Genomic DNA, 12,350 nt, shown 5'->3' on the forward strand with positions numbered 1-12,350 from the left:
CCCGGGGTCCCCGGTGCCTCTGGGGCTCCCAGCGGCCCCGGGGCTCCGGGTGCGGGCGGGCGGCCCGGGCGGACGGTCGGGTCCCAGAGGCCGGTGGCCTCGCCGCGCGCCAGGTGCTCGGCGTAGACGGCGGTCTTCCAGGCGATCACCGAGCGGCACTCCTCCAACACCCGGATCCGCTCGTCGACGCGCCGCTGGTGGGCGTCGAGCAGGCGCAGCCGCTCGGCCTCGTTGCCCGGGCCCCGGCGCACCAGCTCGGCGAAGTGCCGCAGCTCGGCGAGCGGCATGCCGGACTCGCGCAGCTTGACGCAGATCCGCAGCCACTCCACGTCGAAGGCGCTGTAGCGCCGGCGGCCGCCCGCGCTGCGCCGGACCGGCTCGACCAGCAGGCGCTCGCGCTCGTAGAAGCGCAGGGCGTCCACGCTGAGCCCGGTCCGCTCCGCCACCTCGCCGATGCCCAGCACCGCCCCGCCGTCCCCGTCCCCGTCCCCGTCGCCGCCGCCGTCGCCGCTCCTGCCCCCGTCATCCGCCATGCCGCCCAGCCTAGTTCGGAGGCGACGGACTTGAACTGGACCGCACTCCAGCTCCTACCGTCCTCGCCATGACCACCGATGACCAGCAGCCGCTCGGCTCGCCCTTCTCCGCCACCAGCACCGCCGAGGCCGTCACGGCCGGCCTCGACCTCTCCGGCCGGACCGCCGTCGTGACCGGCGGCGCCTCCGGCCTCGGCCTGGAGACCGTACGGGCCCTGAGCGCGGCCGGCGCCCGGGTGATCGTCCCGGCCCGCCGGCCGGAGCCCGCCCGTGACGCGCTGCGCCACCTCGACGGCTGCGAGGTCCTGCCGGCGGACCTCACCGACCTCGACAGCGTGCGCGCCGCCGCCGAGCTGATCGCCGGGGCCGCCCGGCACGTCGACCTGCTGTTCGCCGTCGCCGGGGTGATGGCCACCCCGGAGCGGCGCGTCGGGCCGGGCTGGGAGGGGCAGTTGGCCGCCAACCACCTCGGGCACTTCGCGCTCGCCCGCGCGCTCCACCCGTTGCTCGCGGCGCGCGGGGCCCGGGTGGTCGTCAACAGCTCGGCCGGGCACGCCCTGACCGACATCCGCTGGCACGACCCGCACTTCCACGACGGGTACGACAAGTGGCTCGCGTACGGCCAGTCCAAGACCGCCAACGTGCTGTTCGCCGCGCACCTCGACGTGCTCGGGCGGGCGGACGGCGTCCGGGCCTTCGCGCTGCACCCCGGCAAGATCATCACCGGCCTCCAGCGGGAGCTGACGCTCCGGGAGCAGGTCGAGCGCGGCTGGGTGGACGAGCGGGGCGCGGTCGTCGGGGCGGACTTCAAGTCCCCCTCCCAGGGCGCCGCCACCGGCCTGTGGGCGGCGACCTCCCCCCTCCTCGACGGCCGGGGCGGGCTCTACCTGGAGGACTGCGAGGTCGCCCGCGTCGCCGCCCCCGGTGATGCGATGGACGACGGCGGCGTCCGCGCGTACGCCCTCGACCCCGGTTCGGCGGCCCGCCTCTGGGACGTCTCCCTCGCCGCGACCGGAGCCGCCCCGATCACCCGTGGTCGAGCCCGCTGAGCTCGCTGAGCCCGTCGAGCCCGCTGAGCTCGCTGAGCCCGTCGAGCCTGCTGAGCTCGCTGAGCCCGTCGAGCCTGCTGAGCTGTTGAGCCCGCCGAGCCCGGCCGGACACGCCGAGGCGCCTGCTACAGGCAGACCCAGCAGTACAGCCGTTCGCCCGCCGCCCGCGCCCGGCGGGCGAGGGCGATCAGCTCCCCGGCCGGCGGGAGCAGATCCGTCGGATCCGCCCCGCCCCACTCCTCCGCCTCGGCCCACTGCCGGACGGCCTCCGGTATCCGGTCGTCGCGGACCTCGGCGAGCGCGTCCCGGGCGGCGTCACCGAGCTCGAACGCCCACGGGCCGGTCGCCCACGGGTCGTCCTCGTCCCAGGGCCCGTCCGGGCCGGGTTGCGGAGCGGTCGGCCAGATCGGCGTGTCCTCCACCAGGTCGACCCGCCACGGCTGCGCCAGGATCGCCGCGACGAGCTGCCCCAGCACGACGCCCGGGTCGATCCGCTTGGCCTCGACCACGTCGAAGTCCGGTCGGACGGCGGCCAACGAGCCGTCGGCCGCCGCCAACGCCCGCACCACCGTCTCCGCGTCAGGTGCGCGGAAGTAGTCCGTCAGCACGCCCATCCAGGCCGCCCCCTCGTCTCGTTGTCTGGGGGCAGTCCAGCAGACGCCACTGACACCGTTCACTCGATCGGCTGACGCCCGGAACGGGAAGTCGGCCAGGTCGACTTCCCGTTCCACGGACGGGCCCGTCGGGCCGTCGGGCCGTCGGGCGGCGCGGGTCAGCAGGAGATGTTGCCGCCGCCGACGCTGGTGCCGAGCACGCCGACGAACTGCTTGAACAGGTTGATCCGGTCGTTGCGCTCGTCCGGGTTCTTGCCGTTGCACTCCAGGTCGCCGTTGATGCTGCGGATGGTCTCGCCGAAGCCGCGGTTGTTGACGATCGCGTTGTGCGGGGTCACGGTCCCGGCGCCCTTCTGGGTGTCCCAGAACCAGAGGCCGGTCTTCCAGGCGACGGCCGGGTCCTTCTCGACCTTGTACGGGTCGTGCAGCAGGTCGATGCCCAGGGCGTCGCCCGCGGCCTTGTAGTTGAAGTTCCAGCTGATCTGCAGCGGCCCGCGCCCGTAGTAGGCGGACTTCCCGGCCGGACAGCCGTAGGGCTGGCTGGTGTCGCAGTAGTGGCTGTAGTTGGCGGTGTTCTGCTCGACGACGTAGCGCAGCCCGCCGGTCTCGTGGCTGACGTTGGCCAGGAAGGCGGCGGCCTCGCGCTTGCGGGTGGCGTCGTCGCCGCTGGTGGCGAACTTCGGGTAGGCGCCCAGGGCGTCGGTGAGGCCCTTGTACGTGTAGAAGGAGTTCCGGTTCGGGAACATCTTGTTGAACTGGGCCTCGCTGACCACGAAGGACGCCGCGGAGGCCGGTGTGGCGACCGGTCCGGTCAGGGCGAGGGTGCTCAGCACGGCGGCTGCGGCGAGTGCGGAGAGGGTGCGGGAGAGCTTCATCGTTCCTCGTCAGGCTCGTCAGGGATGGGGTGCGCAAGGTGCTTCGCTCTCGAAGCACCGGAGCCATCGTGCTGGCCGCCAACCCCTACCTGAGCCCTTCTCAGGTCTAAACCACTCGTAAGGGTCGTATCAGAAGGGTCGTCACGGGCGGGGCAGTTGTCCGCCGTGCCCGTCGCGGGGTGATCATCGGCCAGTCATACGCACCGGATAACCTCGTCCGCGCACGAGGACCGAGGAACCAGCGAACACCGCGCGACCGCGACCGGGGGACAGGGCATGGCGCACACCGACGACGACGGCGACGAACGGCTGGCGGCCGAGGGCGAGGTGGCCGTCGCCCGGCTGGCGATCGACTCCGGCGACCTCGACCACGCCGCCGACCACCTCGCCGACGCCATCCTCGCCGACCCCCAGCTGCCCGAACTGCACGAGGCCCTGGCCGAGTTGTGCGCTGCCACCGGCGGCCCGGCCGCGGCCCGCGAGCTGTTCCCGCTGGACGGCGAGGTCTACCTGGGCACGGTCGTCTGCCGCGCCCACGTGGAGGCCGCCGCCGGGGACTGGGACACCGCCGTCGGCCTGCTCGCCTCGGCGATCCAGTACGAGCCGGCCCGCCCCTGGGCCCACACCGCGTGGCTCGCCCGCGAGGACCTGCCCACCCTGGTCGACCCGGACGCCGTCGCCCAGGCAGTGGCCCGCGCCGCCGGAGCGCTGCCGGACCCGCTGCCCACCGAACTCGCCGACGCGGTCAGGCCCTTCGAGCGCTTCCTGCGGGCCGTGGTGGACCGCCACCCCGACCACCCGCTGCTGCTCGCGATGGCCTCCGGCCTGACCCGCCGCTTCGGCGCCACCACCCGCGCCGTCGAACTCGCCGAGCGGGCCCACCGGCTGGCCCCCGACTACCTGCCCGCCGTGATGCTCGGCAACGCCCTGCGCGCCGACGGCCGCCCCGAGCACGCGCTCGCCGTCTGGGAGGCCGAACTGGCCCGGGTCGCACCGGCCGAGGGCAACTCCAGCGGCTACCTCGCCGTGGACGTCGCCGAGCTGTACGGCGCCCTCGGCCGGCCCGCCGAGGGCATGCCCTGGCTGGAGCGCGTCCTCGCCGCCGAACCCGGGCACCCCAAGGCCGGCCCCGCCCTGTACGGCCTGCGGCACGCCGTCGACGGCGAGGCGGTCCACCTGCTCGCCCTCGCCGACCACCACCGGGACCACCCCGACCACGCGTACGCCCAGGACCTGCTGGAGCGGCTCAGCCACCGGGAGTCCTGGCTCGGGATGGTCACCGGCACCACCGAGGCGACCGTCAACGTACTGCACCAGGTGCTCGGTTCGTCCGGCGCCGGACGCGACACCGAGGTCGACTGCACCGCCTCCGCCGTCGAGCCGCCCAGCTCGGTGCTGGCCGTGCACCTCGCCCTGCCGCGCTCCACGGTGTCCTACCGCTCCGTCGGCGAGCCCGACCCCCGGCTGCCGCTGACCGAGCCCACCACCCGGATCTGGGCCTGGGACGGCACCGACCCGCGCCCGGCCGTCGCCGCGCCCGCCCCGGCGAGCGCCGACCTCGTGCGCGCCACCGCCGAGATCGTCTGGCCGACCGTCCCCGCCGCCTACGACCACGCCGTCCGGCTGGCCGGGCTCCCGCTGGACGAGCTGCTCGGCGTCCTGGTCCACCCGCCGCTGCCGCGCGAGGACGACCTCGGCCGCGCGCTGCTCGCCCACCAGCCCGAGCTGTGGGTGCGCGCCGTCCAGGCCTTCGCCTGCCTCGGCATCGCCCACCACCGCACCGACCAGCCCTGGGAGGGCTCCGAACGCCGCCGGGTGCTGCGCGACCTGCTGCTCGGCCCGGAGGACTGGGTGGTCGAGGCGGCCGGGTTCGCCCTGGTCGCGATCGGCTGGACCCACCCCGCCGCCCGCGCCGACGTCGCCGCACTGCTGCGGCAGCGGCTGCACTACAGCGCCCGGGCGAGCCGCAGCCGGGTGGTGACGATCCTGCGCTCGTACTGCGCCCTGGTGCTGGCCGCGCCGTGGGTGGAGCGGTCCGACCGCGAGCTCGCCCGGCGACTGCTGGCGGCGGCCGAGGCCCAGGACGCCCGGGACGGCGAGGACGCCCGGAACGGCGACGACGGCCGGGACGGCGGCGACAGCGCGGCCGCCGAGGACGCGAAGGGGGCCGAGGAACCCGGGGGCGCCGACGCGCCCGGCCCGGCGGTGCCCGAACCCCCGCAGCGGCGGCGACAGCGGCCGGCCGAGCCGGGCCGGTCCCGCCCCGGCCTGCTCCGCCGCCTCTTCGGCCGACCGTAGGGCCCGTCCTCGAACCCCGCCCTACACGCCCGGCAGGGTCTCCTGGTCCACCTCGAACCGGGCGACCCGCTCCGCCGGGTCCCGGCACTCCGGCCCCAGCCGGAGCATCCGCGACTCCGGGTCGTGCAGCGGCCGGTGGCAGCGCCGACAGGTGACCCGGGGGCGGAGGACCTGGGCGGTGTCCGTGCCGGGAAGCGGCTCAGTGCTGGTCATGGGGAGACGGTAGCCGCCGCCTCCCGTGGGAGGATCCTCCGCATGGCCACCGACCGCAGCAGCGCCGACCGCAGCGGTGCCGACCGCAGCGGCGCCGGAGACCCGGCGCGCACCCTCGCCCTGCTCTGGGGGCTCACCGCCGAGGAGAAGCCGGGCCGCCGCGGCCCCCGGCAGGCCCGGTCGACCGGCGAGATCGCCGCCGCCGCCGTCGCCCTGGCCGACGCCGAGGGCGTGGAGGCCGTCACCATGCGCCGGGTCGCCCAGGAGCTGGGGCTGTCCCCGATGGCCCTCTACACCTACGTGCCGGGCAAGGCCGAGCTGCTCGACCTGATGCTCGACACCGTCTACGCCGCCGTGCCCCGCAGCGCCCCGGCGGACGCGGGCTGGCGGGCCCGGGCCACCGCCGTCGCGGACGACAACCGGGCGCTGTTCCGCGCCCACCCGTGGGTCGCCGCCGTCTCCACCAGCCGCCCGCCGCTGGGCCCCGGCCTGATGGCCAAGTACGAGTACGAGCTGCGCGCCCTGGAGGGCACCGGCCTGCCCGACGTCGAGCTGGACGCCGCGCTGACCCACCTGCTCGGCTTCGTCCAGACCTGCGCCCGGATGGCCGCCGACGAGCGGGCCGCCCAGCAGGACAGCGCGATGACCGACGCCCAGTGGTGGCAGGCCAACGCCGAGCTGCTGGCCCGGGTCTTCGACCCCGAGCGCCACCCGGTGGCCGCCCGGGTCGGCGCCGCGGCGGGCGAGGCGCACGGCGGCGCGTACGACCCGGACCACGCGTACGCCTTCGGCCTGGCCCGGGTGCTGGACGGGCTGGAGGCCCTGATCAGGGAGCGGTAGCCCGCCCGTCGTACTCCTCGCGCGCCGCGACCACGGCGCCCACCCGCTGCTCCGACCAGTGGGCGAGCGCCGCGACCAGCTCCGCCGCCTCCCGGCCGAGCGGGGTGAGGCTGTAGTCGACCCTGGGCGGGATCACCGCGTGCGCCTCGCGCAGCACGAAGCCGTCCCGCTCCAGCGTCTGGAGGGTCTGGGCGAGCATCTTCTCGCTGACCCCCGAGACCTGCCGCCGCAGTTCGCTGAACCGGTAGCCGCGCTCGCGCAGCGCGCCGAGGACGAGCACGCCCCAGCGGCTGGTGACGTGCTCCAGCACGCCCCGGGACGGGCACATCCGGTCGAAGACGTTCGCCGGGGGCGGCACCGCGTCGACCGGTGCTCCGCCCACCATGCGCAGGGTGCTTACCTTCATGTCAGTACCCTACTTCGAAGTGCGTACTTTCGAAAGGTTAGTGCCAGCTCTAGGGTGAGTGTCGAGGCCAGCGGCCATTCGAGGTCGGACACCATCCAGAGGAGCACCCCATGTACGTCGTCACCGGAGCCACCGGCCAGCTCGGCCGCCTCGTCGTCGAGGGCCTGCTGGCCCGGGTCCCCGCGGGCGAGGTGGCGGTCGCCGTCCGCTCCGCCGGGAAGGCGGCCGACCTGGCCGCGCGCGGCGTCGACGTCCGGGTGGTCGACTACGACCGGCCGGAGAGCCTGGCCGGCGCCTTCGCCGCCGGGGACCGGGTGCTGCTGATCTCGGGCAGCGAGGTCGGCCGCCGGATCCCGCAGCACCGGGCCGTGGTCGAGGCCGCGCGGGCGGCCGGGGTCGCCCTGCTCGCCTACACCAGCATCCCGGCCGCGGCCACCTTCCGGCTGGCCGACGAGCACCGGGCCACCGAGGAGCTGGTCCTCGCCTCCGGCCTGCCGTACGCCTTCCTGCGCAACGGCTGGTACACCGAGAACTACCTGGGCGACGCGGCCGGCACGGTCGAGCGCGGCGTGGTGCTCGGCAGTGCCGGGGACGGCCGGGTGGCCACCGCCCCGCGCCGGGACTACGCCGACGCGGCGGTCGCGGTGCTGCTGGGCGACGGCGCGGGTGGCGGCGACGGCGAGGGCGACCGGGGCCGGGTGTACGAGCTGAGCGGCGACACCGCCTGGAGCCTGCCCGAGCTGGCCGCCGAGCTGGCGCAGGCCTCCGGCAAGCCGGTCGCGCACCGCGACGTCACCCCGGCCGAGCACCTGGAGGTCCTGGTCGGCGCGGGCCTGCCGCAGGGCTTCGCCGAGGCGCTGGTCGACGTGGACGCGGGCATCGCGCGCGGCGAGCTGGCCGGCACCCCGGGCGACCTGGCCCGGCTGATCGGCCGCCCGACCGCCCCGCTGGCGCAGTCCGTCCGCGAGGCGCTGGCCGCCCGGTCGACCGGCGCCTGACACGGGCGCCTGACACGGGCGCCCGAAGGGCCCCTGACCGGCGAGGACACGGCGCGGACGCCGGAGTCCGACCGGCGCGGACGCCGGAGCCGTCCAGCATGCAAGCAATGTCATGACCAAAATCCGGAAACGGAGATGACAGTCCGCCCTCCCGCCCGCTACCGTCGCATCGATATTCGCGCGCGCGGGAGGGCACTCGGCCATGCCACAGACGACCCAGCAGGACAGCGGCCGAGGCCTCTGGTACGGCACGGCGGCCTACGGGATCTGGGGGATCTTCCCCCTGTTCTGGCCGCTGCTGGAGCCCGGCGCCGCCGACGACATCCTCGCCAACCGGATGGTCTGGTCGCTGGTCGCGGTGGTGCTGATGCTGGTCGCCCAGCGGCACTGGAGCTGGATACGCCCGCTGCTGCGCCAGCCCCGCCGGCTCGCCATGCTGGCCGGCGCGGCCACCGTGATCTCCGTCAACTGGGGCGTCTACATCTGGGCCGTCAACAACGGCCACGTGGTGGAGACCAGCCTCGGCTACTTCATCAACCCCCTGGTCACCATCGGCTTCGGCGTCCTGGTGCTCAAGGAACGGCTGCGCACGGTGCAGTGGACGGCCGTCGGCATCGGCGCCGCCGCCGTCGCGGTGCTCACCGCCGCCTACGGGCAGCTGCCCTGGGTCGCGCTCACCCTGGCGCTCTCCTTCGCCACCTACGGCCTGGTGAAGAAGCAGGTCGGGCTGAGCGGGCTGGAGAGCCTGGCCGCGGAGAGCGCCTTCATGTTCCCCTTCGCCCTCGGCTACCTCGTCTACCTGGAGGTCAGCGGGCGCGGCACCTTCGGGCACACGGTGGCCGGCTCGTACGGCTGGGGGCACTCCGCGCTGCTGGTGGTCAGCGGGGTGATCACCGCGATCCCGCTGCTGTTCTTCGGCGCGGCCGCCGTCCGGGTGCCGCTGACGGTGCTCGGCCTGCTGCAGTACCTGGCGCCGGTGTTCCAGTTCCTGATCGGCGTCGCGGTCTTCCACGAGTCGATGCCGCCCGCGCGCTGGGCCGGCTTCGCCCTGGTGTGGGCCGCCCTCGCGCTGCTCACCTGGGACGCGCTGCGCCAGGTGCGGGCGGACCGCGCGGGGCGGGGGCGGCGAAGGAACCCGTCAGGCGCTGATGTCGCGGCTGGTGAACCGGGCCCAGGCCGCCGAGCCGAACACGGCGACGTAGGCGGCCTGGAGGCCGAGGTCCTTCCACACGCCGTCCCAGTACATCGGCTCGCGCAGCAGGTCCGAGAAGCTCGTCCAGTAGTGGGTGAACAGGAACGGCCGGACCGCGTCCAGCTGCGGGAAGGCGTCCAGGATCTGCACCGTGATCACCAGCCCGACGGTCGCGGCCATCGCCGCGATGCCGCTGCCGGTGAGGGTGGAGACGAACAGCCCGATCGCCACCAGCCCGGCCAGCGAGGCGGCGACCACCCCGGCCACCAGCACCGCCCGCAGCAGGGCGTCGCCGAAGCCGATGGTGTCCCCGGAGATCAGGGTGACCTCGCCGAGCGGGAACAGGGCGGCGCCGGCGGCCAGCGCCGTCACCGCGACCGCCGCGGTGGCGGCCAGGCAGAACACCAGCCCGGCGGTGAACTTGGCGGCCAGCAGCCTGGTCCGCCCGGCGGGGGCGACCAGCAGGTAGCGCAGCGTCCCGGTGGCCGCCTCGCCCGCCACCGAGTCCCCGGCGACCACGCCGACCGTCATCGGCAGGAAGACCGGCAGGGCCACCGCCAGCGCGGTGAACACCAGGAACAGGCCGTTCTGGGTGGTCTGCGCGATGAAGCTCGGCGCGCCGCCGCCACCGCCGTGCGGACTGTCGGTGTTGAGCTTGACGATCACCCCGATCAGGACCGGCAGCGCCGCCAGGATGCCCAGCAGCACCTTGGTGCGCATCCGGCGGAAGGTCAGGTGCAGTTCGTTGCGGAACAGCGCCAGGAACCCGGACGCGGTCTGCGGCCGCCGCCCGGCCACCAGCACCGTCCCGTCCGCCGTCGTCCCGCCCGCGGCCGCTCCGCCCGTGGCGGCTCCGGCCGTCGCCGTCCCGCCCGCCGAAGCCTCAGCCCGCGACATCGAAGCCCTCCCCGGTCAGCGCCACGAAGGCGTCCTCCAACGTGCCCCGCTCCAGCCCGAACCCGTGCACCCGGACCCCGGCCTCCACCAGCGCCGCGCACAGCTTGGGCAGCGCCTCGTCGCCGCTCGCGCCCAGCTCGCCGTCGACCCGACCCTCGCCGGGCACCAGCGCGCCCACCTGGTGGGCGGCCAGCACCTCGGCGGCCTGCGCCACGTCGGGGGTGCGGACCACCAGCCGGCCCTGGGCCCGGGCGGCCAGCTCGGCCACGGTGCCCTGGACGACCAGCCGGCCCCGGGACATCACGGCCGCGTGGGTGCAGACCTGCTCGATCTCGTCCAGCAGGTGCGAGGAGAGGAACACCGTGGTGCCCTCCGCCGCGACCTCCCGCACCAGCGCCCGGATCTCCCGCATGCCCTGCGGGTCCAGCCCGTTGGTCGGCTCGTCCAGCACCAGCAGCTCGCGCGGCTGCAGCAGCGCAGCGGCCAGGCCCAGCCGCTGCTTCATGCCGAGCGAGTAGGCGCGGGCCTTCTTCCCGGCGGCGGCGCTCAGGCCGACCCGCTCCAGCGCCGTCCCGACCCGCTGCCGGCGGGTGCGCGGGTCGGCGGTCGGGTCGGCGGCGTCGAAGCGGACCAGGTTGTCCCGGCCGGAGAGGAAGCCGTACAGCGCCGGGCCCTCGATCAGCGCGCCCACCCGGGGCAGCACGGTGGCGACGGACTGCGGCATCGACTCGCCGAGCACGGTGGCCGTGCCGGAGGTGGGGGCGATCAGGCCCATCAGCATCCGGATGGTGGTGGTCTTGCCGGAGCCGTTGGGGCCGAGGAAGCCGAACACGGAGCCGCGCGGCACGGCCAGGTCCAAGCCGTCGACGGCGAGTTGGCCGCCGCGGAAGCGCTTGGTCAGGCCGCGGGTCCTGATCACGTCGTCGGTACGGGGGGCCTCGGGAGCGGAAGGAACGGGGGCCGGACGCGACGCGGCGCCCGGACCCCCGGCCGACTCCGTAACGTCCCCCGTTACGGGAGCCTCGGTCATCCGTCAGTTCACCCCGGCAGCGTGCTGGAGGACCGGCAGGGTCACCGCACCGGCGAAGACCCGGCCGTCGTCGGCGAGCAGGACGTTGACGACCTTGGTGCTGATCAGGGTGCCGCCGCCGACCGGCTTGCCGAGCGACTTCACCAGCGCCTGGGGGTTCATCGACCGGCTCTGGTGCTTGCCCTGCTTGCCGTCGCCCTGCTTGCCGTCGCTCTGCGGGCCGCCGAAGGGCGCCCCGGTGCTGCTGGGCAGCTGGGTGGAGACCACGGCCGTCCAGCCCTCGCCGATCACGTTCACGCCGTCGTGGCCCTTGGCCCGCTCGCCCGCCGCGCCCTGCCCGCCGGCGGCGCCCTGGGCACCCTGGTCGCGGGAGCCGTGCGCGCCCTCGGCCGCCGCGTCCGCCTTCTGCTCCGTCACCTTGGCGCCCTTGGGCACGGTGAAGTCGAAGGTCTTGGCGGCGGGCTTGGCGAAGGACACGTCGGTGAAGTGCACGTCCAGCACGGTGGAGCCGTCGGTGGACTTCACCACCACCGCGAGCGGCACCCCGTTGTCGGCCGCCACCGAGATCCGGACCTCGGAGATCGTCGAGCCGGCCTGGGTCGGCTTGACGCTCAGCCGGTAGGCCTTCTGCCCGGCCACGTCGGCCGTTCCGTCGACGGTGACGGAAGTGGTGCCGGCGCTCCCGGTCAGGAACTGCTTCGCGGCCTCCTGCGGGGTGGTCGGCACCCCGGTGAGCGGGCCCTTCGGCTTCCCGGCGGGATCGGCGTGATCGGCGGGACCGGCGTGCCCGCCCGGACGCCCGGTCAGGTGCAGGGCGGTGTTGGTCGAGCTGTCCCAGGCCCAGCTCTGGTCGCCGTTGCGGACCAGGGTGTAGCCGGCCATGTTCTCCATCAGGTCGACCCGCTGACGGTCCGGGCCGTCCACCGCGACCCGCAGCGTCCGGTCACCGCCGAGCAGGCCGAGCAGCTTGGCCTGCGGGTCCGCGCCCGCGCCGCCCCCGTCGCTCCCGCCGCCGTGTCCGGCCGCCGCGCCGAGGCCGCCCGCGGCCGCGCCCAGCAGCTGGCTGGGCACCCCGAGGTCGGTGGAGACGGAGACCGTCCCGGACAGGGTCTGGGCGTCCGAGCCGAGCACCTTGGCCACCACCTGCTCGGCGGACAGCTGCGGCAGGTCCGGTGGCGAGTCGGCGGCCAGCGCCGGCACCAGCCCGACCCCGGCGGCGATCGCCGCGACCACCGCCACCGGCACCCCGACCCGCACCAGGGTGCGCCGCCGTGAGCGGTACGGCACCCCGCCGTCCGAACGGTCTTCCCCCGCCGTTCCATTGGTCATGGCGTCCTCAACTCCTCTACGAACCCGTGCGATTGGCCCTGCACCTCCATTAGAGGCCGGTACCGCCGCCACGTCA

The 12,350-nt window shown here is 75.1% G+C and carries 11 protein-coding genes and 2 pseudogenes; 5 read left to right on the forward strand and 8 right to left on the reverse strand.

Features of this window, described 5'->3' with window-relative positions; genetic code table 11:
* Positions 1–74: 74 nt before the first annotated feature.
* Positions 75–446 (reverse strand): annotated as a pseudogene (locus ACFC1T_RS16690) (MerR family transcriptional regulator); the annotation flags it as partial.
* Positions 447–601: 155 nt separating this feature from the next.
* Here ACFC1T_RS16690 and ACFC1T_RS16695 point away from each other — a divergent pair.
* The gene (locus tag ACFC1T_RS16695; RefSeq protein WP_375889039.1) at positions 602–1,582 is read left to right on the forward strand and encodes an oxidoreductase; all 981 of its coding nucleotides are present in this window, start codon (positions 602–604) and stop codon (positions 1,580–1,582) included.
* Between the two features lie 125 nt (positions 1,583–1,707).
* Here ACFC1T_RS16695 and ACFC1T_RS16700 read toward each other — a convergent pair whose 3' ends face one another.
* Both ACFC1T_RS16700 and ACFC1T_RS16705 read right to left on the reverse strand, forming a co-directional pair.
* Positions 1,708–2,196, reverse strand: coding sequence for a hypothetical protein (locus tag ACFC1T_RS16700; RefSeq protein WP_375889041.1), 489 nt, complete (start codon positions 2,194–2,196; stop codon positions 1,708–1,710).
* 158 nt (positions 2,197–2,354) lie between these two features.
* On the reverse strand, positions 2,355–3,071 hold the full coding sequence (locus ACFC1T_RS16705) for a chitinase (RefSeq protein WP_375889044.1): 717 nt from the start codon (positions 3,069–3,071) through the stop codon (positions 2,355–2,357).
* Positions 3,072–3,347: 276 nt separating this feature from the next.
* On the opposite strand from ACFC1T_RS16705, the gene ACFC1T_RS16710 reads away from it, so the two are divergent.
* On the forward strand, positions 3,348–5,369 hold the full coding sequence (locus tag ACFC1T_RS16710; RefSeq protein WP_375889047.1) for a hypothetical protein: 2,022 nt from the start codon (positions 3,348–3,350) through the stop codon (positions 5,367–5,369).
* A 21-nt stretch (positions 5,370–5,390) separates the two neighbouring features.
* Here ACFC1T_RS16710 and ACFC1T_RS16715 read toward each other — a convergent pair whose 3' ends face one another.
* A complete protein-coding gene (locus ACFC1T_RS16715) occupies positions 5,391–5,582 on the reverse strand; it encodes a DUF6011 domain-containing protein (RefSeq protein ID WP_375889049.1) in 192 nt (63 codons plus the stop codon).
* Positions 5,583–5,624: 42 nt separating this feature from the next.
* Between ACFC1T_RS16715 and ACFC1T_RS16720 the strand changes: the two genes are divergently transcribed.
* A complete protein-coding gene (locus ACFC1T_RS16720) occupies positions 5,625–6,422 on the forward strand; it encodes a TetR/AcrR family transcriptional regulator C-terminal domain-containing protein (protein WP_375889051.1) in 798 nt (265 codons plus the stop codon).
* Here ACFC1T_RS16720 and ACFC1T_RS16725 read toward each other — a convergent pair.
* Positions 6,409–6,828, reverse strand: coding sequence for a winged helix-turn-helix transcriptional regulator (locus ACFC1T_RS16725; protein WP_375889053.1), 420 nt, complete (start codon positions 6,826–6,828; stop codon positions 6,409–6,411). The two genes, ACFC1T_RS16720 and ACFC1T_RS16725, sit on opposite strands and share 14 nt — an antisense overlap.
* 110 nt (positions 6,829–6,938) lie before the next feature.
* Here ACFC1T_RS16725 and ACFC1T_RS16730 point away from each other — a divergent pair, with 110 nt between their 5' ends.
* Both ACFC1T_RS16730 and rarD read left to right on the forward strand, forming a co-directional pair.
* Positions 6,939–7,826, forward strand: coding sequence for an SDR family oxidoreductase (locus ACFC1T_RS16730; protein ID WP_375889056.1), 888 nt, complete (start codon positions 6,939–6,941; stop codon positions 7,824–7,826).
* A 202-nt stretch (positions 7,827–8,028) separates the two neighbouring features.
* A pseudogene (rarD, locus tag ACFC1T_RS16735) lies at positions 8,029–9,015 on the forward strand (EamA family transporter RarD); the annotation flags it as partial.
* On the opposite strand, the gene ACFC1T_RS16740 reads toward rarD, so the two are convergent.
* The 3 genes from ACFC1T_RS16740 to ACFC1T_RS16750 are packed head-to-tail and all read right to left on the reverse strand — an operon-like array spanning position 8,965 to position 12,274.
* Positions 8,965–9,915 (reverse strand): ABC transporter permease, encoded by a 951-nt coding sequence (locus tag ACFC1T_RS16740; protein ID WP_375889058.1) that lies wholly within the window; start codon positions 9,913–9,915, stop codon positions 8,965–8,967. The pseudogene rarD and the gene ACFC1T_RS16740 sit on opposite strands and share 51 nt — an antisense overlap.
* Positions 9,902–10,945: an ABC transporter ATP-binding protein gene (locus ACFC1T_RS16745; protein WP_375889061.1), complete on the reverse strand. Its 1,044-nt coding sequence runs from the start codon at positions 10,943–10,945 to the stop codon at positions 9,902–9,904. The genes ACFC1T_RS16740 and ACFC1T_RS16745 overlap by 14 nt, the downstream gene beginning before the upstream one ends.
* Positions 10,946–10,948: 3 nt before the next feature.
* A complete protein-coding gene (locus tag ACFC1T_RS16750; RefSeq protein WP_375889064.1) occupies positions 10,949–12,274 on the reverse strand; it encodes an outer membrane lipoprotein carrier protein LolA in 1,326 nt (441 codons plus the stop codon).
* Positions 12,275–12,350 lie beyond the last annotated feature (76 nt).

Origin of the sequence: Kitasatospora sp. NPDC056076, assembly GCF_042266305.1 — a bacterium.
Taxonomy (GTDB): domain Bacteria; phylum Actinomycetota; class Actinomycetes; order Streptomycetales; family Streptomycetaceae; genus Kitasatospora.